The organism is Streptomyces sp. NPDC102462 (assembly GCF_044765425.1).
In the GTDB taxonomy this organism is placed as follows: domain Bacteria; phylum Actinomycetota; class Actinomycetes; order Streptomycetales; family Streptomycetaceae; genus Streptomyces.
Window position 1 is genome coordinate 62,810 of the sequence record NZ_JBIWKB010000042.1, and the last position, 19,544, is coordinate 82,353.

Annotated in this window: 14 protein-coding genes, 4 tRNA genes, 1 other RNA gene and 4 pseudogenes; 11 read left to right on the forward strand and 12 right to left on the reverse strand. The window is 72.0% G+C overall.

Annotated elements, in window-relative coordinates; genetic code table 11:
• Positions 1–142: 142 nt before the first annotated feature.
• Genes purL through purS form a run of 3 tightly spaced genes read right to left on the reverse strand, consistent with a single transcriptional unit; the run spans position 143 to position 3,347 of the window.
• The gene (gene purL / locus ACIRFL_RS30070; RefSeq protein WP_404034508.1) at positions 143–2,401 is read right to left on the reverse strand and encodes a phosphoribosylformylglycinamidine synthase subunit PurL; all 2,259 of its coding nucleotides are present in this window, start codon (positions 2,399–2,401) and stop codon (positions 143–145) included.
• Positions 2,398–3,078: a phosphoribosylformylglycinamidine synthase subunit PurQ gene (purQ, locus tag ACIRFL_RS30075; RefSeq protein WP_404034510.1), complete on the reverse strand. Its 681-nt coding sequence runs from the start codon at positions 3,076–3,078 to the stop codon at positions 2,398–2,400. The genes purL and purQ overlap by 4 nt, the downstream gene beginning before the upstream one ends.
• On the reverse strand, positions 3,075–3,347 hold the full coding sequence (purS, locus tag ACIRFL_RS30080) for a phosphoribosylformylglycinamidine synthase subunit PurS (protein ID WP_404034512.1): 273 nt from the start codon (positions 3,345–3,347) through the stop codon (positions 3,075–3,077). Before purS ends, purQ begins: the two co-directional genes overlap by 4 nt.
• 309 nt (positions 3,348–3,656) lie before the next feature.
• On the opposite strand from purS, the gene ACIRFL_RS30085 reads away from it, so the two are divergent.
• The 8 genes and pseudogenes from ACIRFL_RS30085 (at position 3,657) to ACIRFL_RS30120 (ending at position 7,147) form a co-directional block, all read left to right on the forward strand.
• Positions 3,657–3,974, forward strand: a complete 318-nt coding sequence (locus tag ACIRFL_RS30085; protein WP_404034514.1) for an Lsr2 family protein — start codon at positions 3,657–3,659, stop codon at positions 3,972–3,974.
• Between the two features lie 124 nt (positions 3,975–4,098).
• Positions 4,099–4,170: transfer RNA gene (locus ACIRFL_RS30090), tRNA-Gly, on the forward strand.
• Positions 4,171–4,250: 80 nt separating this feature from the next.
• Positions 4,251–4,323, forward strand: a tRNA-Gly gene (locus ACIRFL_RS30095).
• A 138-nt stretch (positions 4,324–4,461) separates the two neighbouring features.
• Positions 4,462–4,771, forward strand: a pseudogene (locus ACIRFL_RS30100) (ATP-binding cassette domain-containing protein); the annotation flags it as partial.
• Positions 4,771–5,187: pseudogene (locus ACIRFL_RS30105) on the forward strand (ABC transporter permease); the annotation flags it as partial. The pseudogenes ACIRFL_RS30100 and ACIRFL_RS30105, both read left to right, overlap by 1 nt.
• Before the next feature lie 29 nt (positions 5,188–5,216).
• Entirely contained in the window at positions 5,217–6,440 is a 1,224-nt protein-coding gene (locus tag ACIRFL_RS30110) for a sensor histidine kinase (protein WP_404034516.1), read from the forward strand.
• Complete coding sequence (locus tag ACIRFL_RS30115) at positions 6,437–7,051, forward strand: response regulator (protein WP_404034518.1); 615 nt, start codon at positions 6,437–6,439, stop codon at positions 7,049–7,051. The genes ACIRFL_RS30110 and ACIRFL_RS30115 overlap by 4 nt, the downstream gene beginning before the upstream one ends.
• A gap of 23 nt (positions 7,052–7,074) precedes the next feature.
• Positions 7,075–7,147, forward strand: a tRNA-Gly gene (locus tag ACIRFL_RS30120).
• A 47-nt stretch (positions 7,148–7,194) separates the two neighbouring features.
• Here ACIRFL_RS30120 and ACIRFL_RS30125 read toward each other — a convergent pair.
• The 6 genes from ACIRFL_RS30125 to ffs all read right to left on the reverse strand — a co-directional run bounded on the left by ACIRFL_RS30125 (position 7,195) and on the right by ffs (position 16,606).
• Positions 7,195–8,094, reverse strand: a complete 900-nt coding sequence (locus ACIRFL_RS30125; RefSeq protein ID WP_404034520.1) for a phosphoribosylaminoimidazolesuccinocarboxamide synthase — start codon at positions 8,092–8,094, stop codon at positions 7,195–7,197.
• A gap of 68 nt (positions 8,095–8,162) precedes the next feature.
• Positions 8,163–9,665, reverse strand: coding sequence for a N,N-dimethylformamidase beta subunit family domain-containing protein (locus ACIRFL_RS30130; RefSeq protein ID WP_404034522.1), 1,503 nt, complete (start codon positions 9,663–9,665; stop codon positions 8,163–8,165).
• A gap of 317 nt (positions 9,666–9,982) precedes the next feature.
• Complete coding sequence (locus ACIRFL_RS30135; protein ID WP_404034534.1) at positions 9,983–11,845, reverse strand: hypothetical protein; 1,863 nt, start codon at positions 11,843–11,845, stop codon at positions 9,983–9,985.
• A 269-nt stretch (positions 11,846–12,114) separates the two neighbouring features.
• Positions 12,115–13,365: a phosphoribosylamine--glycine ligase gene (gene purD, locus ACIRFL_RS30140; protein WP_404034524.1), complete on the reverse strand. Its 1,251-nt coding sequence runs from the start codon at positions 13,363–13,365 to the stop codon at positions 12,115–12,117.
• A 797-nt stretch (positions 13,366–14,162) separates the two neighbouring features.
• Positions 14,163–16,448, reverse strand: a complete 2,286-nt coding sequence (locus ACIRFL_RS30145; RefSeq protein ID WP_404034526.1) for a DNA polymerase III subunit gamma and tau — start codon at positions 16,446–16,448, stop codon at positions 14,163–14,165.
• Positions 16,449–16,507: 59 nt separating this feature from the next.
• Positions 16,508–16,606, reverse strand: an RNA gene (gene ffs / locus ACIRFL_RS30150) — signal recognition particle sRNA small type.
• A gap of 71 nt (positions 16,607–16,677) precedes the next feature.
• Here ffs and ACIRFL_RS30155 point away from each other — a divergent pair.
• Positions 16,678–16,765, forward strand: a tRNA-Ser gene (locus tag ACIRFL_RS30155).
• Between the two features lie 63 nt (positions 16,766–16,828).
• On the opposite strand, the pseudogene ACIRFL_RS30160 reads toward ACIRFL_RS30155, so the two are convergent.
• Together ACIRFL_RS30160 and ACIRFL_RS30165 are read right to left on the reverse strand one after the other, a co-directional pair.
• Positions 16,829–16,952 (reverse strand): annotated as a pseudogene (locus ACIRFL_RS30160) (site-specific integrase); the annotation flags it as partial.
• A gap of 16 nt (positions 16,953–16,968) precedes the next feature.
• A pseudogene (locus tag ACIRFL_RS30165) lies at positions 16,969–17,292 on the reverse strand (DNA-binding protein); the annotation flags it as partial.
• On the opposite strand from ACIRFL_RS30165, the gene ACIRFL_RS30170 reads away from it, so the two are divergent.
• Both ACIRFL_RS30170 and ACIRFL_RS30175 read left to right on the forward strand, forming a co-directional pair.
• Positions 17,267–18,082, forward strand: coding sequence for a hypothetical protein (locus tag ACIRFL_RS30170; RefSeq protein WP_404034528.1), 816 nt, complete (start codon positions 17,267–17,269; stop codon positions 18,080–18,082). The pseudogene ACIRFL_RS30165 and the gene ACIRFL_RS30170 sit on opposite strands and share 26 nt — an antisense overlap.
• Positions 18,083–18,427: 345 nt before the next feature.
• A complete protein-coding gene (locus ACIRFL_RS30175) occupies positions 18,428–18,955 on the forward strand; it encodes a hypothetical protein (protein WP_404034530.1) in 528 nt (175 codons plus the stop codon).
• A gap of 247 nt (positions 18,956–19,202) precedes the next feature.
• Here ACIRFL_RS30175 and ACIRFL_RS30180 read toward each other — a convergent pair.
• Positions 19,203–19,544: DNA-directed RNA polymerase subunit alpha C-terminal domain-containing protein (locus ACIRFL_RS30180; protein ID WP_404034532.1), on the reverse strand; the 342-nt coding region annotated here is incomplete at its 5' end.

Genomic DNA, 19,544 nt, shown 5'->3' on the forward strand with positions numbered 1-19,544 from the left:
CGCAGCTTCGTTGCGTGGTCCCGGCGCCTTGGGAACGGGTGGGATCCGTTGGCGGGCGGGTGCGGGCTCGTTGTGGCTGGGCGCGCCGTTCCCCGCGCACCTTCCGGGGCGGAGCCCCGCTGGTGGGCGGGGCTCCGGGGGGTTAGGAGAGGAGGGACGGGATTGTTGATTCGTGGGTTGTGCGCAGGTCGGTCAGGGGGAGGTCGAACTCGTTCTGGACGGTGATCGTGTCGCCGTCCACCACGCCGATGCGGGTGGCCGGCAGGCCCCGCGCGCCGCACATGTCGTTGAAGCGGACTTCCTCCGAGCGGGGCACCGCGACGAGCGCGCGACCGGCCGACTCGGAGAAGAGGAAGGTGAAGGCGTCCAGGCCGTCCGGCACGACCAGGCGCGCGCCCTTCCCGCCGAGCAGGGCCGACTCGACGACCGCCTGGATCAGACCGCCGTCCGACAGGTCGTGCGCGGAGTCGATCATGCCGTCGCGGGAGGCGGAGATCAGGATCTCGGCCAGCAGACGCTCGCGCTCCAGGTCCACGGCCGGCGGCAGACCGCCCAGGTGGTCGTGGATCACCTGGGACCAGGCTGAGCCGCCGAACTCCTCCCGCGTGTCGCCGAGGAGGTAGAGCAGCTGTCCCTCCTCCTGGAAGGCGACGGGGGTGCGGCGGGCCACGTCGTCGATGACGCCCAGGACCGCCACGACCGGGGTGGGGTGGATCGCGGCCTCGCCCGTCTGGTTGTACAGGGAGACGTTGCCGCCCGTCACCGGCGTGCCCAGCTGCCGGCAGCCGTCCGCGAGGCCGCGCACCGCCTCTGCGAACTGCCACATCACGGCGGGGTCCTCGGGTGAGCCGAAGTTCAGGCAGTCGGAGACCGCGAGGGGCTTCGCACCGGTCGTCGCCACGTTCCGGTACGCCTCGGCGAGCGCAAGCTGCGCGCCGGCGTACGGGTCGAGCTTGGCGTAGCGGCCGTTGCCGTCCGTGGCGATGGCGACGCCGAGGCCGGTCGACTCGTCGATGCGGATCATGCCCGAGTCCTCGGGCTGGGCCAGCACCGTGTTGCCCTGCACGAAGTGGTCGTACTGGGACGTGATCCACTTCTTCGACGCCTGGTTGGGTGAGCCCACGAGCTTGAGGACCTGGTCCTTCAGCTCCGCCGACGTCTCCGGCCGGGGCAGCTTGTTCGCGTCGTCGGCCTGGAGTTCGTCCTGCCAGGCCGGGCGGGCGTACGGGCGCTCGTACACCGGGCCCTCGTGCGCGACCGTGCGCGGGTCGACGTCGACGATCTTGCCGCCGTGCCAGTAGATCTCCAGCCGGTCGCCGTCGGTGACCTCGCCGATCACCGTGGCGATGACGTCCCACTTGGCGCAGATCTCCAGGAAGCGGTCGACCTTCTCCGGCTCGACCACCGCGCACATGCGTTCCTGCGACTCGCTCATGAGGATTTCCTCGGGCGAGAGCGTGGAGTCGCGCAGCGGGACGTCGTCCAGGGTAACGCGCATGCCGCCGGAGCCGTTGGAGGCCAGTTCGGAGGTGGCGCAGGACAGGCCGGCCGCGCCCAGGTCCTGGATGCCGACGACCAGCTTCTCCCGGAACGCCTCCAGGGTGCACTCGATGAGGAGCTTCTCCTGGAAGGGGTCGCCGACCTGGACGGCGGGGCGCTTGGAGGGCTTGGCATCGTCGAAGGTCTCGGAGGCGAGGATCGAGGCGCCGCCGATGCCGTCGCCGCCCGTGCGGGCGCCGTACAGGATGACCTTGTTGCCGGCGCCGGACGCCTTCGCCAGGTGGATGTCCTCGTGCCGCATCACACCGATGGCACCGGCGTTGACCAGCGGGTTGCCCTGGTAGCAGGCGTCGAAGACGACCTCGCCGCCGATGTTGGGCAGGCCCAGGCAGTTGCCGTAGCCGCCGATGCCGGCGACGACTCCGGGGAGCACCCGCTTGGTGTCGGGGTGGTCGGCCGCGCCGAAGCGCAGCGGGTCGACCACGGCGACGGGGCGGGCGCCCATCGCGATGATGTCGCGGACGATGCCGCCGACTCCGGTGGCCGCGCCCTGGTAGGGCTCGACGTAGGAGGGGTGGTTGTGCGACTCGACCTTGAAGGTCACGGCGTAGCCCTGGCCGACGTCCACGACGCCGGCGTTCTCGCCGATGCCGACGAGGAGCGCGTCGGACTCGGGGGCCTTCTCGCCGAACTGGCGCAGATGGACCTTGGAGGACTTGTACGAGCAGTGCTCGGACCACATGACGGAGTACATGGCGAGTTCGGCGCCGGTCGGGCGGCGGCCCAGGATCTCCACGACCCGCTCGTACTCGTCCTTCTTCAGGCCGAGTTCGGCCCAGGGCAGCTCGACGTCGGGGGTCGCGGCCGCGTGTTCGACCGTGTCCAGAGGCGTCCGGCTCATGCGCCCACCAGCTTCTTGAGGATCGAGGTGAAGAAGGGGAGGCCGTCGGTGCGGCCGGTACCGATCAGCGGTTCCACGGCGTGCTCGGGGTGCGGCATGAGACCGACGACATTGCCCGCCTCGTTGGTGATGCCGGCGATGTCGCGCAGCGAACCGTTGGGGTTGAAGTCCAGGTAGCGGAAGACGACCCGGCCCTCGGCCTCCAGCTTGTCGAGCGTGTACGGGTCGGCGACGTACCGGCCGTCCATGTTCTTCAGCGGGATGTGGATCTCCTGGCCCTCGCGGTAGTCGCCGGTCCAGGAGGTTCCCGCGTTCTCCACCCGCAGCTTCTGGTCACGGCAGATGAAGTGGAGGTGGTCGTTGCCGAGCATCGCGCCCGGCAGTAGGTGGGCCTCGGTGAGGATCTGGAAGCCGTTGCAGATGCCGAGGACCGGCAGTCCGGCCCGCGCCTGCTCGATGACGCTCCCCATCACCGGCGAGAACCGGGAGATGGCGCCGGCCCGCAGGTAGTCGCCGTAGGAGAAGCCGCCGGGCAGCACCACGGCGTCGACCTGCTTGAGGTCCTTGTCCTTGTGCCACAGGGCGACCGGTTCGGCACCGGCGAGGCGGATCGCGCGCCGGGTGTCCTGGTCGTCGAGGCTCCCCGGGAAAGTGACGACGCCAATACGAGCGGTCACTTGGCGGCCTCCGCGACTTCCGCCTCCGCTTCGACCTTGACGGTGAAGTCCTCGATCACGGTGTTGGCGAGGAAGGATTCCGCAAGATCGTGGATGCGGACGAGCGCGGCCTCGTCGACCGGCCCGTCAACTTCCAGTTCGAATCGCTTTCCCTGACGTACATCCGAGATACCTTCGAAACCCAGGCGCGGCAGGGCACGCTGCACCGCCTGGCCCTGGGGGTCGAGGATCTCCGGCTTGAGCATGACGTCGACTACGACGCGTGCCACTGGCACTCCCGGTGTGTCGTGCTGAGCAGGTTCCTTCAGCGTACCCGTACGAAATTTCTACGCGGGTAGAGTTGGAGGAACCTACGTGATCGCCATCACGATCCGGCATCGAAGGGGTGCGGTTGTGAAAAGTTCCGGGAAAGATCCTCGGTCGGTCCCCCATAGCTATTGCGCTCGGACACGCTGAGGGATTTAGTCGGGCTTCACATTTCATTGCCGGGCACTGTACAAATGAATTGGCAATAGCCGATACTCGGCACGTCATCGCAGCTGAGCTGTATGAGGTGCCGCACGAAGGGACCGATATTCGTGGCGCAGAAGGTCGTGGTCACTCTCTTTGACGACATCGACGGCTCGGAAGCGGCGGAAACGATCGCCTTCGGACTCGACGGCAAGTCGTACGAGATCGACCTGAACAAGGCCAACGCCAAGAAACTGCGTAAGGCCCTGGAGCCGTACGTGGCGGCCGGCCGCAAGCGGTCCAGGTCGGGCAAGGCGTACCGGCAGACGGAGGTCGCCCCCGATCCGGCGGCCGTGCGCGCCTGGGCGCAGGCGAACAAGATGGACGTGCCCGCGCGGGGCCGCATCCCCAAGAAGGTCTACGAGGCGTTCAGCGCCGCGCAGTGAGCGCGGCCGACGACAGGTCACCCGCCCCTCGCCGCAACCGACTTGCGCTGCACCCCTCCTGATCAGCTAGAGTCTGGAGCACGCCGAGGGGCGAGGCCGAAAGGCCGAGGCCCACGGAGTACTTGCGGGTGTAGTTCAGTAGCAGAACATCCCCCTTCCAGGGGGAAGGCGCAGTGTGCAATTCCTGTCACCCGCTCTGCACCGCCGTCCGGACCACTCAAGGGGATCGGGTAGGCTGGTGCCCGCACCGATCGGTGGGAGCCGATCGGGAGCAATGCGGACGTAGCTCAGTTGGTAGAGCGCAACCTTGCCAAGGTTGAGGTCGCGAGTTCGAGCCTCGTCGTCCGCTCGGGAATGAGACCCCGGTCCATCGGACCGGGGTTTTTCCATGCCCGCCGGCGCCGCCCCGGCCGTCTCTGACATTTGTCACGCCGCGCGATGACATCGCGCACTGCCCCCCGGCCCGGGGCGCCGGAACGCTGGTGCCATGGACAACGACAGGCGCGAGCACGTGATCGAGGTCACCGACCTCCGACGTGTCTACGGGGGCGGGTTCGAGGCCGTGCGCGGGATCAGCTTCTCCGTGGCGCGCGGCGAGGTCTTCGCACTGCTGGGCACCAACGGGGCCGGCAAGACATCGACGGTCGAAGTGCTGGAGGGGCTGGCGGCACCGGCCGGCGGCCGGGTGCGCGTCCTCGGCCACGATCCCCACCTGGAGCGGGCCGCCGTACACCCGCGCACCGACGTCATGCTCCAGGAGGGCGGCTTCCCCGCCGAACTGACCGTCGCCGAGCTGGGTCTCGGCCTCGTCCAGGCGTTGGTGCTGTCCGTGGGCTGCGCGGTTCTCCTCGGCGCCGGGGCGCCCGAAGCGGCGTATCTCGCCGTTCTGGGCGTCGTATGCGGCCTCGTGCTGTGCGCCGCGCTCGCGGCGCTCACCGCCGCCTTCGCCAGGACCGCGGAGAGCGCCCAGGTCATCGCCCTGCCGCTGATCTTCGTCTCCATGGTCGGATCGCCTCGGAGGTCATGCCCGACCGGCTCGCCTCTGTCTGTGCACTCCTCCCGCTGTCCCCCCGGCATCCGGCTGGTGCAGGGCGGCTGGACCGGCCGGCTGACCGGGTACGAGGCCCTGGGCGCCCTGGCCATCGCGCTGGCCTGGACCGTGGTCGCGGTGTTTGCTGTACGGCGGTGGTTCCGCTGGGAGCCGCGGCGCTGACCACGGGCCGACGACACGGGGACGGGGAGATGGGCGACAGGAACGGCTGGTGGCGGCGGAAGAGCACACCGGGCAAGGTCGAGACCTATACGCGCTGGTCGTTCCACTTCTTCTCGGCGATGGAGCTGGCGACGATGGCACTGTCGACGTTCGCGCGGGGGGACGCGGCCCTCGCGGGCTGGCTCACGGCAATGGTGCTGGCACACGCGGTGCTGGGCGCCCTCACCGCCTCCCGCGCGCTGGACTGGGCCCGCGGTGGGCGCCCACAGCCGGTGCGGCTGCTGTGGGGGTACGGCGCGGTCACCTTCGCGGTCGCACTCGCCGCGCTCGGGTTCCGGGAGTCCTGGCCCCACGGCGAGGGCGTCGACGCGGCCACGATGACGGTGTTCGTCTGCGTGCTGACCTTCGGCGCCGGGACGATTCCGCTCGGGATGCGCGACCGGCGGCGGGTGCTCGCGCTCGTGGCCGGCTTCGCGGTCGGCGCCGGGCTGGTCGTCCTGTCGCTGGGCGCGCCTGGTCCCGCCGCGCTGCTCTCCTTCCTCGCGATCCTCTTCGGCGCCGGGCTCCTCGCCTTCACCTGCATCTTCTCCGTGTGGCTGCTGAACGCCGTCTACGAACTGGACGCGGCCCGCGAGACCCGCACCCGGCTCGCCGTCGCCGAGGAACGGCTGCGGTTCGGACGGGACCTGCATGACGTGCTGGGGCGCAACCTGTCGGTGATAGCGCTCAAGAGCGAGCTGGCCGTGCAGCTCGCCCGGCGCGAGCGCCCGGAGGCCGTGGAGCAGATGATCGAGGTGCAGCGCATCGCACACGAGTCGCAGCGCGAGGTGCGGGACGTCGTACGCGGCTACCGCGAGGCCGACCTCACCGTCGAACTCCACGGCGCCCAGGGCGTGTTGACCGCGGCCGGGATCGACTGCGAGATGACGGGCGAGGCCACGGGGCTGCCCGCCGACGTGCAGTCGGCGCTGGGCTGGGTGGTGCGCGAGGCCACCACCAATGTGCTGCGGCACGGCAACGCCGTACGGTGCCGCGTGGACCTCGGGACGCGCGACGGACATGTGGTGCTGACCGTGGAGAACGACGGTCGGTCCGGCGCCCCCGACACCGCCGGCGGGGGTTCCGGGCTCGCGGGACTGCGGGAACGGCTGGCCGCGGTGGACGGCACGCTGGAGGCGGACGCCGTCGGAGCGGACGGGTTCCGGCTGGTGGCCGAGGTGCCCTTGACGAGTCAGAGCGGAGTGAGGCGATGAGTTCCCCGGTACGGCTGCTGCTCGCCGACGACGAGCACCTCATCCGGGGCGCGCTGGCCGCGCTGCTCGCCCTGGAGGACGACCTCCTCGTGGTGGCGGAGGCGGCGAGCGGGCCCGAGGCGCTGGCGATGGCCCGCGCCCACCGGCCGGACGTGGCCGTGCTGGATCTGCAGATGCCCGGCGCCGACGGTGTGAGGGTCGCCACATCGGTGCGGGCCGAACTGCCCGACTGCCAGGTGCTGATCGTCACCGGGCACGGCCGCCCCGGACATCTGAAGCGTGCCCTCGCCGCGGGGGTGCGCGGCTTCGTGCCGAAGACGGTCAGCGCCCAGCGGCTCGCGGAGATCATCCGTACGGTGCACGCAGGAAACCGCTACGTCGACCCGGAGTTGGCCGCCGACGCGATCTCCGCCGGGGACTCTCCGCTGTCCGCGCGGGAGGCCGAGGTGCTGGAGCTGGCCGCGGACGGGGCGCCGGTCGCGGAGATCGCCCAGCGGGCCGCGCTGTCCCAGGGGACCGTGCGGAACTACCTCTCCTCCGCGGTGACCAAGCTCGGCGCCGAGAACCGTCACGCCGCAGTCCGTCTCGCCCGGGAGCGAGGTTGGGTATAGTGGCTCTCGCGCCACGGCGCAACGCGGACGTAGCTCAGTTGGTAGAGCGCAACCTTGCCAAGGTTGAGGTCGCGAGTTCGAGCCTCGTCGTCCGCTCGGGAAACGAGACCCCGGTCCATCGGACCGGGGTCTTTCTCGTGCCGTCAGCTCCAGCTCGTGCCGGTCAGCCGCTCGTACGCCTCCAGGTACTTCGCCCGGGTCGCCGCCACGACCTCCTGCGGCAGCGGCGGCGGGGGCTGCTCGCTCCTGCGGTCCCAGCCGGACTCGGCTGAGGTCAGCCAGTCGCGCACGAACTGCTTATCGTACGACGGCTGCGCGCGGCCCGGCTGCCACTGATCGGCCGGCCAGAACCGGGAGGAGTCCGGGGTGAGCACCTCGTCGGCGAGGACCAGGGTCTGTCCGTCGAAGCCGAACTCGAACTTGGTGTCGGCCAGGATGATCCCGCGGTCGCGGGCGATGTCCCGGGCCCGGGAGTACACGGCGAGGGTGGCCTGGCGCAGCTGGGCCGCGGTCTCCGCGCCGACCTGGCGGGCGACCTCCTCGTAGGAGACGTTCTCGTCGTGCTCGCCGACCTCGGCCTTGGTGGCCGGCGTGAAGATCGGGGCGGGCAGTTCGGAGCCGTCGACCAGGCCCTCGGGCAGGGCGAGGCCGCAGACCGTACGGGACTCGTCGTACTCGACCAGGCCCGAGCCGGTCAGATAGCCGCGGGCCACGCACTCGACGGGGATCATCCGCAGCGACTTGCAGACCAGGGTGCGGCCCGCCCAGTCAGCGGGCGCGCCCGCGGGCAGCTCCGTGCTCAGCACGTGGTTCGGGACCAGGTCGGCGAGCTGGTCGAACCACCACAGGGACAGCCGGGTGAGCACCCGGCCCTTGTCGGGGATCTCGGTCGGCAGCACCCAGTCGTAGGCGGAGATGCGATCGCTGGCGACCATCACGAGGTCGCCCGCCTCGTTCTGGTACAGCTCGCGCACCTTCCCGGTGTGCAGATGCACCAGACCCGGAACCTGGATCGGTTCGGGCTTTTCGACGAATCCGGACACGGTTCCTCCCCGTGGCTCTGTCCAACGGGTTGATTCTCCCGTATCGGACAGGGACCGCCGACAGGGGGTCAGTCACGCTTGCAGATACGGTCCAGCAGATTCGCCGTGGCGCGCTGGACACGGCTGTCCACATGCCCGGGGCGGTCCAGGGCCGGGGACCACGCGAACGTACCGGACGCGAAGACCAGCGCACCGGAGGGCGCCCGGTACAGCGAGGTCTCCTGGTGGCGCAGGACGCCGTCGTTGTCGGTGTAGGGGGAGTGGGCCAGCAGGATGCGCCCCTCGTGGTCGGGCAGCGGGGTGCGCGGGAAGTAGCGGTCGGCCTCGCCCGCCACCAGGCCGGCCAGTTCGTCACCCTCGTAGGCGCCGGTCGCCTCCCACAGCCAGTGACTCGCGTTGCGCACGATCAGGGGGCGCGGTTCGGGGACCCGGCCCGCGTACTGGATGCCGACGAGTTGCTGCTCGGGCCGGTCGATCTCCCGCCACAGCACCGGCCGGCCGGGGCCCTTGCGCTTGCGGCAGGTGAGCAGGCGGTCGGGGACGCCGGACGGGGCGGGGCCCAGCTCCACCTGCCAGTACATGGTGTTGGCGGACAGAAAGACCAGCGAGGTGCCGTTGTCCCGGGCCTGCTCCGCGGTGCGGCGCATGTTGGCCGACCAGTACTCGTCGTGGCCGGGGAAGATCAGGCCCCGGTAGCGGGTGGGGTCGACGCGGCCGGCGTGCAGGTCGCGGGCGTCGGCGTAGGCGAGGTCGTAGCCGTAGCGCTCGGCCCAGCGGATGAAGTCGTAGGCGTGGCCGACGTGCAGGGGCAGACCCGCGCCCGCGTACGGACGGTCGAAGGAGACGGTGGTCGCCGCGTCGGCCTCGCCGAGCAGCCGGCCCTCGTCGTCCCAGGCGTGATAGAGGCTGGCGCCGGTGCGGCCGTCCTCCGGGTAGAGGTTGTAGGCCTGCCAGGTGATGTCGGGCAGCAGCACGAGCAGATCGGCGGGCCGGCTGTCGCGGACCGTGAACGGCACATGGGAGCGGTAGCCGTCCACGGTGGTGAGGACGGCGACGTAGGCGCCGTTGCTCCAGGACGACGGGACCTGGAGCCGCCAGGACAGCCACCAGTGGTGGCAGGAGACCGTGCGGTCGGCGGTCAGCGGCGGGGGCTGGACGATGCCGGAGAGCCGGGGGCTGGTGGTGATCTTGGCGGCGCCGTCCCCGCCGTAGTGACCGATCCGGTAGACGTCGACGCTGAACTCCTGCGGCGGGTCGACGGTGATGTGGAAGTCGACGGCCTCGCCCGGTGCCACCGCGCCGGTCGAGGTGAAGCCCTTGATCTGCCGGTGCACATCGTCGGCCGAGCGCGGGCCGCCGGACGAACGCGGCGCCGGCACCCGGGCGGTGCCGCCGACGGCGCCGGCGGACTGCTGCGGGATCGGGTCCACGTACCAGGGGACGACATGACCCGTGTCGTCGAAGTAGGTCTCGCTGCCGCGCAGCCAGGGAACGGGTCCCTGGCCGAAGGGGTCGCTGACGGCGTGCGCGAGTGCGCCCGACTCCCAGCGGCGGATGTGCTCGGATCCCATGGTCGCTCCCCTCCCTCGTGCCCCCGTGATGCGCCGTCCGCGCTGCCGTGCGCGCCCTCCGGCGCCGCCTGCGCGAACGGTCCCAGCACATCACATTCCGCACGCGCATGGTCACTACTTGTTGTGAATCGACTGGAAGTGGAAGATAGCCCTCCGCTATGCCGGATGCCCGGGGGCCGGGGCGGGGTGGGACGCCGGATGCCCGGGAGCCGGGGCGGGTACTACGCCGGATGCCCGGGAGCCACGGCGGGTGCGACACCGGATATCCGAGGGCCGCGGCGGGGTGCGACACCGGGTGCCCGGTGCCGCGGCGGGCGTCAGACCAGCCGTACCGGCTTCTCCGGCCTTATCCCCGACTCGACCAGCCAGGCGCGCAGCGGGGCCGGGTCGCCGTCCTCGGTCAGGCTGAGCACTCTGGAACTCAGGTCGGCGGCCCGCGCGCCGTTGACTATCAGGGACGGACCGTCGAGCCAGTCCAGGCCGGGGGTGGCACCGGCGGTGTCCATCGCGGCGCAGCAGACCATCGCCGTGACGTGGTCGGCGAGGAGTTCACGGGCGGTGCGCGGCGGTTGGAGCGGGAAGAGCGGCAGCGCGCCGTCGTCCCACAGGGCGGTGTCGGGGCCCTGGCCGGGTGCGGTCCGGCCGGTGGGCGCGGCGGCGGCCTCCTCACGGGCCAGTTCGGCGCTGAGCCGGGCGGCGAGCGCGGCACCACGCGGGGTCCCGGTGTCGGCATCCGTCTCGTCGTACCACTCCGACCGCTCCCAGCGCTCCGACTCCGCGGCGCCGCCGGGATCGGTGACCTCGGTCGGGTCGGGGTGGTCGGTGAGGTCGGTCCGGCCTGGGTGGTCGGTGCGGTCCATCTGGTCGGAGTGGTCGATGAGGCCGAGGGGGGCAGTAGGGGTCGGTGGGTGTGACAGGTGGTCGAGGACGCGGGCCAGGGTGGGACCCTCGGGGTCCCGGGCGGTGGCGTCCGGCACCGGGCGTACGCCCAACGTGTCCAGGACGCGGTGGAGCCGGGCCGCGTCCGTACGCCACTTGCGGTCGACGACCTCCTCCGGGTACTCCTGCCAGCCCACCGGTGACCAGTCCGGTCCCGGCTCCGCCGGGCCGCCGTGGAAGAGGCGGGCGGCGAGCAGCGAGGCGGCCTCGTCCACCGTGCCGGGCTCCTCCAGCAGATCGCAGGCCGGGCGCTCGCCGAGCCGGGAGGCGAAGCCCTCGGCCAGCCGGTCGCGGCGGGACAGCTCGGTCAGCGCCGCGACGACGCCCGCGTCCAGCCGGGAAGGCCAGCGGCCCATCCGCCAGGCGGGGAGCGCGACGCGGGTCAGCAGCCGGTCCCAGCCCGCGTACGCCAGGCCCACCTGCTCCTGCGCGACGATCCGCAGCCCGTAGTCCACGGCCTGCGCCCGCTCGGCGGCGGCCGCCGCCACACCCCGCTCCATCTCGGCGGCGTGCCCCCGGCAGCCGCGCAGCATCAGCCGGGCCGCCCAGCCGGCGCCCGCGAGCACGGTGCGGGCGAGCGGGCCGCGGCCGGGTGTCGAGGTCACGGCCACCGCCGCGTCCAGCCCCCGGACGAAGCGGCGGGCCGCCGCTATGTCGGGGTGCGCCGAAGGTCCCGTGCCGGCGACGACCGGGGCGAGGACCGCGCGCAGCTCACCGACGCGCATCCACCACAGGAAGGGCGAACCGATCACGAGGACGGGCGTGGCGGGCGTACGACGGTGGGGGCGCCGCCCCGGGCCCGTCAGTTCGTCCCGGCGGCGTGCCGCGGGCGGGCCGTGCGCCGGATGAGTGCGGTCCTCCAGCCAGCTGTCGCAGTCCGGGGTGAGCGCTATGGCGGACGGGGCCGGTACGTCCAGGCGGTCGGCGAGGTCGCGCACCATCCGGTACAGATCCGGGGCGGACTCCTCGGAGATCGGGATCGTCGGGCTGACGGCGGGGCGGGCGCGTGCCACGACCAGGGCGACGCCCGCCGCGGCCAGCAGCACCAGCAGGGCGACCACGGTCACGATCCCACGCGCGATGTCCCAGCCACCGCCCACGAGATGACCGGTACTGCCCCCGGCCAGCAGGATCACGGCCGCCGCGGCGGGCAGCACCGCCACGGCCAGCGCCCGACCGCGCACCCGCAGCACGGCGAGCGCCCGGGAGCGCGCGGCCTGCGCGCCCGCCTCCACATCCATACCGCTCACGACCGGACGTCACCCCCTTACTGTCCTGGCGCTTTCCTGGCGTTGCTCACTCCCCCACTGTGGCACCCGCCACTGACATCGCAATGCCGGTGGGCCAAGTGCCGGAACGCATGCGCCGCACCATAGTTGGGGCCCCGGCCGCCGTCAGCCGGATGGAACATCGCTCACTCGATGGAATGGCTTTGGTCAGAGCTGAATGACGGACAGCAAAGATCAGGCCCCGGATTTGCGTCCGGGGCCTGAGCTGCGTCGACGTGCGGTCAGACGCCCGCCGCCTCGGCCGCGATGTCCGTACGGTGCTGGGATCCGTCGAGACCGATACGCCCCACGGCCGTGTACGCGCGGTCGCGGGCCTGGGCCAGGTCCGCGCCGGTCGCCGTCACGGACAGGACCCGGCCGCCGGCGCTGACGATCGCGTCGCCGTCCCGCCTGGTCCCGGCGTGCAGGACGTAGGTGTGCGGGGCGTCCTCGGCGGCCACCTCGTCGAGACCGCTGATCGGGTCGCCGGTGCGCGGGCCGGCGGGGTAGTTGTGCGAGGCGACGACCACGGTGACCGCGGCATCCTCGCTCCAGCGCAGCGGCTCCAGGTCGGCGAGGGTGCCCCGCGCGGCGGCGAGCAGCACGCCGGCCAGCGGGGTCTTCAGCCGGGCCAGCACCACCTGGGTCTCGGGGTCGCCGAAGCGGGCGTTGAACTCGATGACCCGCACGCCGCGCGAGGTGATCGCGAGGCCGGCGTAGAGCAGGCCGGAGAAGGGGATGCCCCGGCGGCGCATCTCGACGACGGTCGGCCGCAGAACGGTCTCCAGGACCTCGTCCACCAGCTTCGGGTCGGCCCAGGGCAGCGGCGAGTACGCGCCCATGCCGCCGGTGTTGGGGCCCTCGTCCCCGTCCAGGGCGCGCTTGAAGTCCTGCGCGGGCTGGAGCGGGACGACGGTCTCGCCGTCGGTGATCGCGAACAGGGACACCTCGGGGCCGTCGAGGAACTCCTCCACGACCACGCGCTCGCAGGCGGCGGCGTGCGCCTTCGCGGCGTCGAGGTCGTGCGTGACGACGACGCCCTTGCCGGCGGCGAGTCCGTCGTCCTTGACGACGTACGGCGCCCCGAAGGCGTCGAGCGCCGCGGCGACCTCGTCGGCGCTGGTGCAGAGGTAGGAGCGGGCCGTGGGCACCCCGGCCGCCGCCATCACGTCCTTGGCGAACGCCTTGGACCCCTCGATCCGCGCGGCCTCCCCGGACGGGCCGAACACGGGGATGCCCGCCGCACGCACCGGGTCGGCGACCCCGGCGACCAGGGGGGCCTCCGGGCCGACGACCACGAGGTCGACGCCGAGGCCGGTGGCCAGCGCGGTGACGGCCGCGCCGTCGAGGGGGTCGACCGGGTGCAGCTCGGCGACCTCGGCGATGCCGGCGTTGCCGGGGGCGCAGTGCAGCGCGGTGACGGCGGGGTCGAGGGACAGGGAACGGCACAGGGCGTGTTCGCGGGCGCCGCCGCCGATGACGAGGACCTTCACGGGGTCAGCCTAACCGGCACGGAGGGCACCGCTTTGTGCGGGCCGCCGAGGGGGCGGGGGCGGCGGGCTTGTACGAACCGCCGAAGGCGTCCGAAGAAGGGGTCCGGCGACGGCCGAAGAAATCTGGAGACAAGGGGGAGAGAGGAGAAGTACGGGAGGGAGGGGCGAGGAGTACTCGCACCTGGACCGGACCGCGCCCTGGGTCGGGCGAGGAGTAGTGGCGCACCCGGGCCGCGCCCTGGATCAGGCGAGGAGTGCTGGGCGTATCCGGACCGTCCACTGCCCCCGGTCGGCGAAGAATGCTGGCGCACCCGGACCGGACCGCTCCTCGAGGCGGGAGGACCGCTGACGCAACGGTCGGCGAGGAGCGCGGGCGCATCCGACCCGGACCGCGCCCTGGGTCGGGCGAGGACCGCTGGCGCAACGGTCGGCGAAGAGCGCACCGGGACCGGCCGCTGCCCCGGTCGGCGGGGAATGCTGCGTATCCGGACCGCCCACTGCCCCCGGTCGGCGAAGAATGCTGGCGCACCCGGACCGGACCGCTCCTCGGGGCGGGAGGACCGCTGACGCAACGGTCGGCGAAGAGCGCTGGCGCATCCGGCGCCCGCCTCCGGTCGGCGAAGAGCGCACCGGGACCGGCCGCTGCCCCGGTCGGCGGGGAATGCTGCGTATCCGGACCGCCCGCTGCCCCCGGTCGGCGAACAGTGCTCCCGCACCGAGACCGCCCACTCCCCAGTCGGCGAACAGTGCTCGCGCATCCAGATCGCCCGCTGCCCCCAGTCGGTGCGGGCTGTGTCCTACTCGTTCGTGAACTCTTCCACCACCGTCGCGCCCAGTTCCCGCACGATGAGTTCGTGGCCGGACAGGGCCGACTCGTCGAGGTCGGGGTCGTCGTCCTCGGGGATGTCGTCCTCGGGGGCGACGGGGGGCGGCTCCGGAGCCGCCGTCGGCCGGGGGGCCGGGGCGGCGGCCGGCGCGGCGGCGGAGGGCCGGTCCTGGGGCGCCGCGGGTGGCGGTGCCGCCTGCTGGGGTGCGGCGGGGCGTGGGCCGGGGGCGCCGTAACCCTGGGTGCCCTGGGATCCCTGGCTTCCACCACCGCCGTAGCCGCCGCCTCCGCCGTAGCCGCCCGGGGTTCCGCCGGTCGGCGCCGGGGACGAGCCGCCGGACGGGTCGACGATCGCCTCGATCTTCCACTGCACGTTGAACTGCTCGGCCAACGCCTGCCGCAGTACGTCCTCGCTGCCGCTGCTCGCGAAGTTGTCACGGGCGCCCGCGTTGACGAAGCCGAGTTGGAGGGTGCTGCCGTCGAAGCCTGCGACCTGGGCGTTCTGGCTGAGCAGGATCCAGGTGAAGCGGCGGCGGTTCTTGACGGCCTCCAGGATGTTCGGCCAGAGCATGCGGGGGTCGAGGCCGCCGGGGGCGGGTGCCGCCGGGGCCTGCGGGGCGGCGGCCGGAGCCTGCGGGGTGACGGCGGGAGCCTGCGGGACGGCGGCGGCCGGGGGCTGCTGTCCGCCGCCCGCCGCGGCCGCCGTGGGCCAGCCGCCGGGCCGTCGGCCAGCGCCCGCGGGCGCCGCGGTGGGCCAGGCACCTGGCGCGGCGACGGGAGCGGGCGTCGGGGCCTGGGGGGCGGCCGGTGCGGGGGCCGGCTGAGCCGCGGGCGCGGGCGTCGGAACCGCCGGGGCCTGCGGGCCCGCCGGGGCCGGCTCCGTGGACATGGCACCGGGAGGGGTTCCCGGCGGCGTCTGCGGAGGCGCCGCCGGAGGTGGCATCGGAGGTGGCATCGGGGAGGCGCCGCCGCCCGGTGTCCGTACGGCCGCGCGGGCCGCGGCGGGACCACCGCCGGGCAGCCCACCGCCGCCTCCCGGGTGGGCGTCGGGGCCGGGGACGTACCCCGCCGTGGGGGCGCCGCCGCCTCCGGAGAAGTTGACGCCGCGCTCCAGCCGGTCGAGGCGGGCCATGACGGAACGCTCGTCCCCGTAGGCGGCGGGCAGCAGTACGCGCGCGCAGATGAGTTCGAGCTGGAGGCGGGGCGAGGTGGCGCCGCGCATCTCGGTCAACCCCTCGTTGACCGTGTCGGCGGCGCGGCTCAGCTCGGCGGCGCCGAAGATGCCCGCCTGGGCCTGCATGCGCTCGACGACATCGGCGGGGGCGTCGATGAGCCCCTTCTCCGCTGCGTCCGGCACGGCGGCGAGGATCACCAGGTCACGCAGCCGCTCCAGCAGATCGGCGACGAAGCGACGGGGGTCGTTGCCCCCTTCGATCACCCGGTCCACGACCTCGAAGGCGGCGGCCCCGTCACCGGTGGCGAACGCCTCGACCACGGAGTCCAGCAACGACCCGTCGGTGTATCCGAGCAGCGCGGTGGCCATGGCGTACGTCACACCGTCGGCGCCCGCGCCCGCGAGGAGCTGGTCCATGACGGACATGGAGTCACGCACGGACCCGGCCCCGGCGCGCACCACGAGCGGCAGCACCCCGTCCTCGACCGGGATGTCCTCCTTCTGGCACACCTCGGCGAGGTAGTCCCGCAGGGTGCCGGGCGGCACCAGCCGGAAGGGGTAGTGATGGGTCCGCGACCGGATGGTCCCGATGACCTTCTCGGGCTCGGTGGTGGCGAAGATGAACTTGAGGTGCTCCGGCGGCTCCTCGACGACCTTGAGCAGGGCGTTGAAGCCGGCCGACGTGACCATGTGGGCCTCGTCGATGATGTAGATCTTGTAGCGGCTGCCCGCGGGGCCGAAGAAGGCCTTCTCGCGCAGCTCGCGGGCGTCGTCCACCCCGCCGTGCGACGCGGCGTCGATCTCGATGACGTCGATGGAACCGGGCCCGTTCCTGGCCAGGTCACGGCAGGACTGGCACGTGCCGCACGGCGTGGGCGTCGGCCCCTGCTCGCAGTTCAGGCAGCGGGCGAGGATGCGCGCGCTCGTCGTCTTACCACATCCGCGCGGCCCGCTGAACAGGTACGCGTGATTGACCCGGTTGTTCCGCAGCGCCTGCTGCAACGGGTCGGTGACATGCTCCTGCCCGATGACCTCGGCGAAGGTCTCCGGGCGATAGCGGCGGTACAGCGCGAGAGACGACACGCTTACGAGGTTATAGGCGCCCACCGACAACGATCCCCGCCGCGGTCCACGCTCCCGGGCATGACAGCGCCCCCCACGCACCCGTCAGAGCCAACCTACCCTTGCTGCCTTCCGGCCCTGGGGGAGTTCAGTCAGATAGCGCCGCGTGAGGGGCTTCGCAAAGAGTACCCGATGCGAGCGGGAGGAACGAGTTCGCGAGCACTCCTCCGGGTCATGTAATGTTTCCGGCGGAGGATTCGCCTAGAGGCCTAGGGCGCACGCTTGGAAAGCGTGTTGGGGGCAACCCCTCACGAGTTCGAATCTCGTATCCTCCGCCATTGCTCTCACCGGGCAATACGTCGAAGGGCCCCACCGCGAGGTGGGGCCCTTCGACGTTGTCCTCAGCCCTCGTTGTCCTGGTTTTTGTCCACAGCGGGTGTCTCGGGGGCCCCAGATGGCTTCGGCGATCTTCCGGGCCACGTCCTTGAGCATGGCGTCCGGCACGTGGAGGTACCGCGCTCGCAGGCACGGGATGTCGCAGTCATAGCCCGATCATCCGGACCTTGCTGCCGCACAGCCGGGTCAGGCCATCGACATCCGACGTGAGGATGGCGACCGGGCCAGGCTGACGCAAGGCCGCTTCCGCGACGGTGGCGTCGATCGCGTACTTGTGTCCGTGCAGACCCGCGCCCTTGAGTAGTTGGGCCGCCGCCTTGGCCGCTGCCTCCGTGATCGGCTCCACCTTGACCCGGGAGAGCGCCCATTGCAGTCGGGGCAGGTTCACCCTGGCGTGGCTCACCTCCATGATGGTGTTGGCGCTGACGACGAGGTCCGCGCCCATGTCGTCGAACCCCTGCAAGCACGCCGCCGCGCTCTGCTACGCCATCGCCGCCACCGTCGACACCGACCCGTTCGTGCTCTTCGCGCTGCGCGGGCGCGGCCGCGAGGAGGTCTTCGCCCAGCTGCGCGCACTCCGTACGGCGGCACAGGAGACCGCGGCCCCGCCAGCACCGGCCGGCATCCCGGCCGCCGCCGCATACGCCCGTTGGGGCGAACAGGCTCCCGAACTGCCCGAACTCCCGGAACCCGCCGCCCACACCACGGCGCTGCCCGTCGCTCCGCCACCCGGCACCGGCTTGGCCGCCGCGGACCTGGAACGTCTCATGGCTGACGCCACCGCGCGCGCCGCCCGGCTCCTCGCGGGCGACACCGCCGACCTGCACCTGACCCAGCACCAGGACGCCGTGCGCATCGCCGCAAGCGACCCCGGGCCCGAGTGGTTCCACCGCCTGATCCAGAACTCCGGCACCAACCCCACTGCCTTCGCACGCCTCACCCGCGCCTGGCGTCACGGCGGCCCCACGGGCATCACCGTCGCCGAACAGACCTACGCCCCCGACCCGACGGTGATGAAGGCCACCCGCACCGCCCTGGACGCGGCCCTCACCGAGATGACTGACTCACCCACACACCTCAGAACCTGGCGCAACCGCCTCACCCTCACCCACCACGGCATCCAGCTGCGTCTGGGCCCCGACACCCGCTGGTACCCCTACCTCCAGGACGACGACGGCGAATGGTGGCCCGTGGCACCAGCCGAAAGCGACCCGGTCACCGCGCTCACCGCGGCTTGGTCGGAGAAGAACGGGGAGTAAGGAGGCGGTTCCCCGCTGAGCGGGAGTCACGGGCAGAAGCCGTGGTTGCAGTTCTGGTCGCATTCACCTGCGTACAGCACCGTTCAGAACCCCCTGCCCGGACCAGCTGCACCGCCGGTCAGGACATGGTCCGGCCCTCGGCCCCGCAGGTGGGGAAATTGGTGTGCTCTGGGCCACAACCATCCGGTGGGTCCGGCTGTCTGACCTGGTGACCGAAACGCGCGGACAGTGATCTTCGCAGGGGTTCGTGGTGATTCACGGTGATTTGCCGTGCCCTGCCCGCTGTCCGGTGGCAGTGAACGACACCCGTCGAGTCAGTCATCCAGAGCTAGGGGGAGCTTCCTCATGCGTGCTCGCAGAATCCTGGTCGTGGCGGCGGTGTCCGCCTGTGCCCTCCTTCCGGCGGCCTCCGCCGTGGCCGGCACCGGACCCGCTCCGTCACCGAACAAACAGCACACGACCGCACGTTCGGCCGTGCCGTCCGAGGCCGGCAACCCGATGAGCGTCAAGGCTCAGGCCGCCGGCGTCTGCGCGGACGCCTACCAGATCGGCACCACCGCCTACATCGACCGAGGGGGCGCGCACGTCGCCTCCGTGAAGCAGTTCTACTCGCCGAACTGCAACCGCAACTACGGCTACCTGTGGGTGTGGCAGAGCTTCCGCGACAAGATCAAGGACTACGACGTCAGCACCGGCGTCTACAGCTACTCGCGCGACCAGGTCGTCGGCCAGGCCACATGGAAGGCCACGAACGTCCAGGAGTTCTGGTCCCTGCCGGCGGACACGGTGAACGAGTGCACCGCGGCCATCGGCAGCCTTCGCGCTCCCGGCGACCCGGTGGCGGGCCAGGCGGTCACGTCGAAGCGCTGCTGACCACCCGGCGGCTCCGCCCCTCCGGTGGGCTCCGGCGGTTGTGTTTCCCGGCCGCCCAGACACTCCGCTGGGTGGGCGGCGATGTGCCGTCGGTCGTCTGCGGCGCCGTTGTGGCTGATCGCGCAGTTCCCCGCGCCCCTTCGGGGGCGCCCTACCTGCGTCCCCACGCACAGCCCCCTCGGAGTGGTCTCCGAGGGGGCTGCGTGCCCTGGGTACACCCGCAGTGCCCTGGGTGCACCCGCAGGGTTCAGTACTGTTCGGTTTCCGCGTAACCCACGGTCGAGTTGTCGTCCGCGTCGAAGGCGGCGGCGGTCGGGTCGAATCCGGGCGGGCTGTCCTTCAGGGCCAGGCCCAGGCCGGCCAGCTTCGCCTTGACCTCGTCGATGGACTTCGCACCGAAGTTGCGGATGTCCAGCAGATCGGCCTCGGAGCGTGCCAGGAGTTCGCCCACCGAGTGGACGCCTTCCCGCTTGAGGCAGTTGTAGGAGCGGACCGTCAGCTCCAGCTCCTCGATCGGCAGCGCCAGGTCCGCGGCCAGCGCGGCGTCCGTCGGGGACGGACCCATGTCGATGCCCTCGGCGTCGATGTT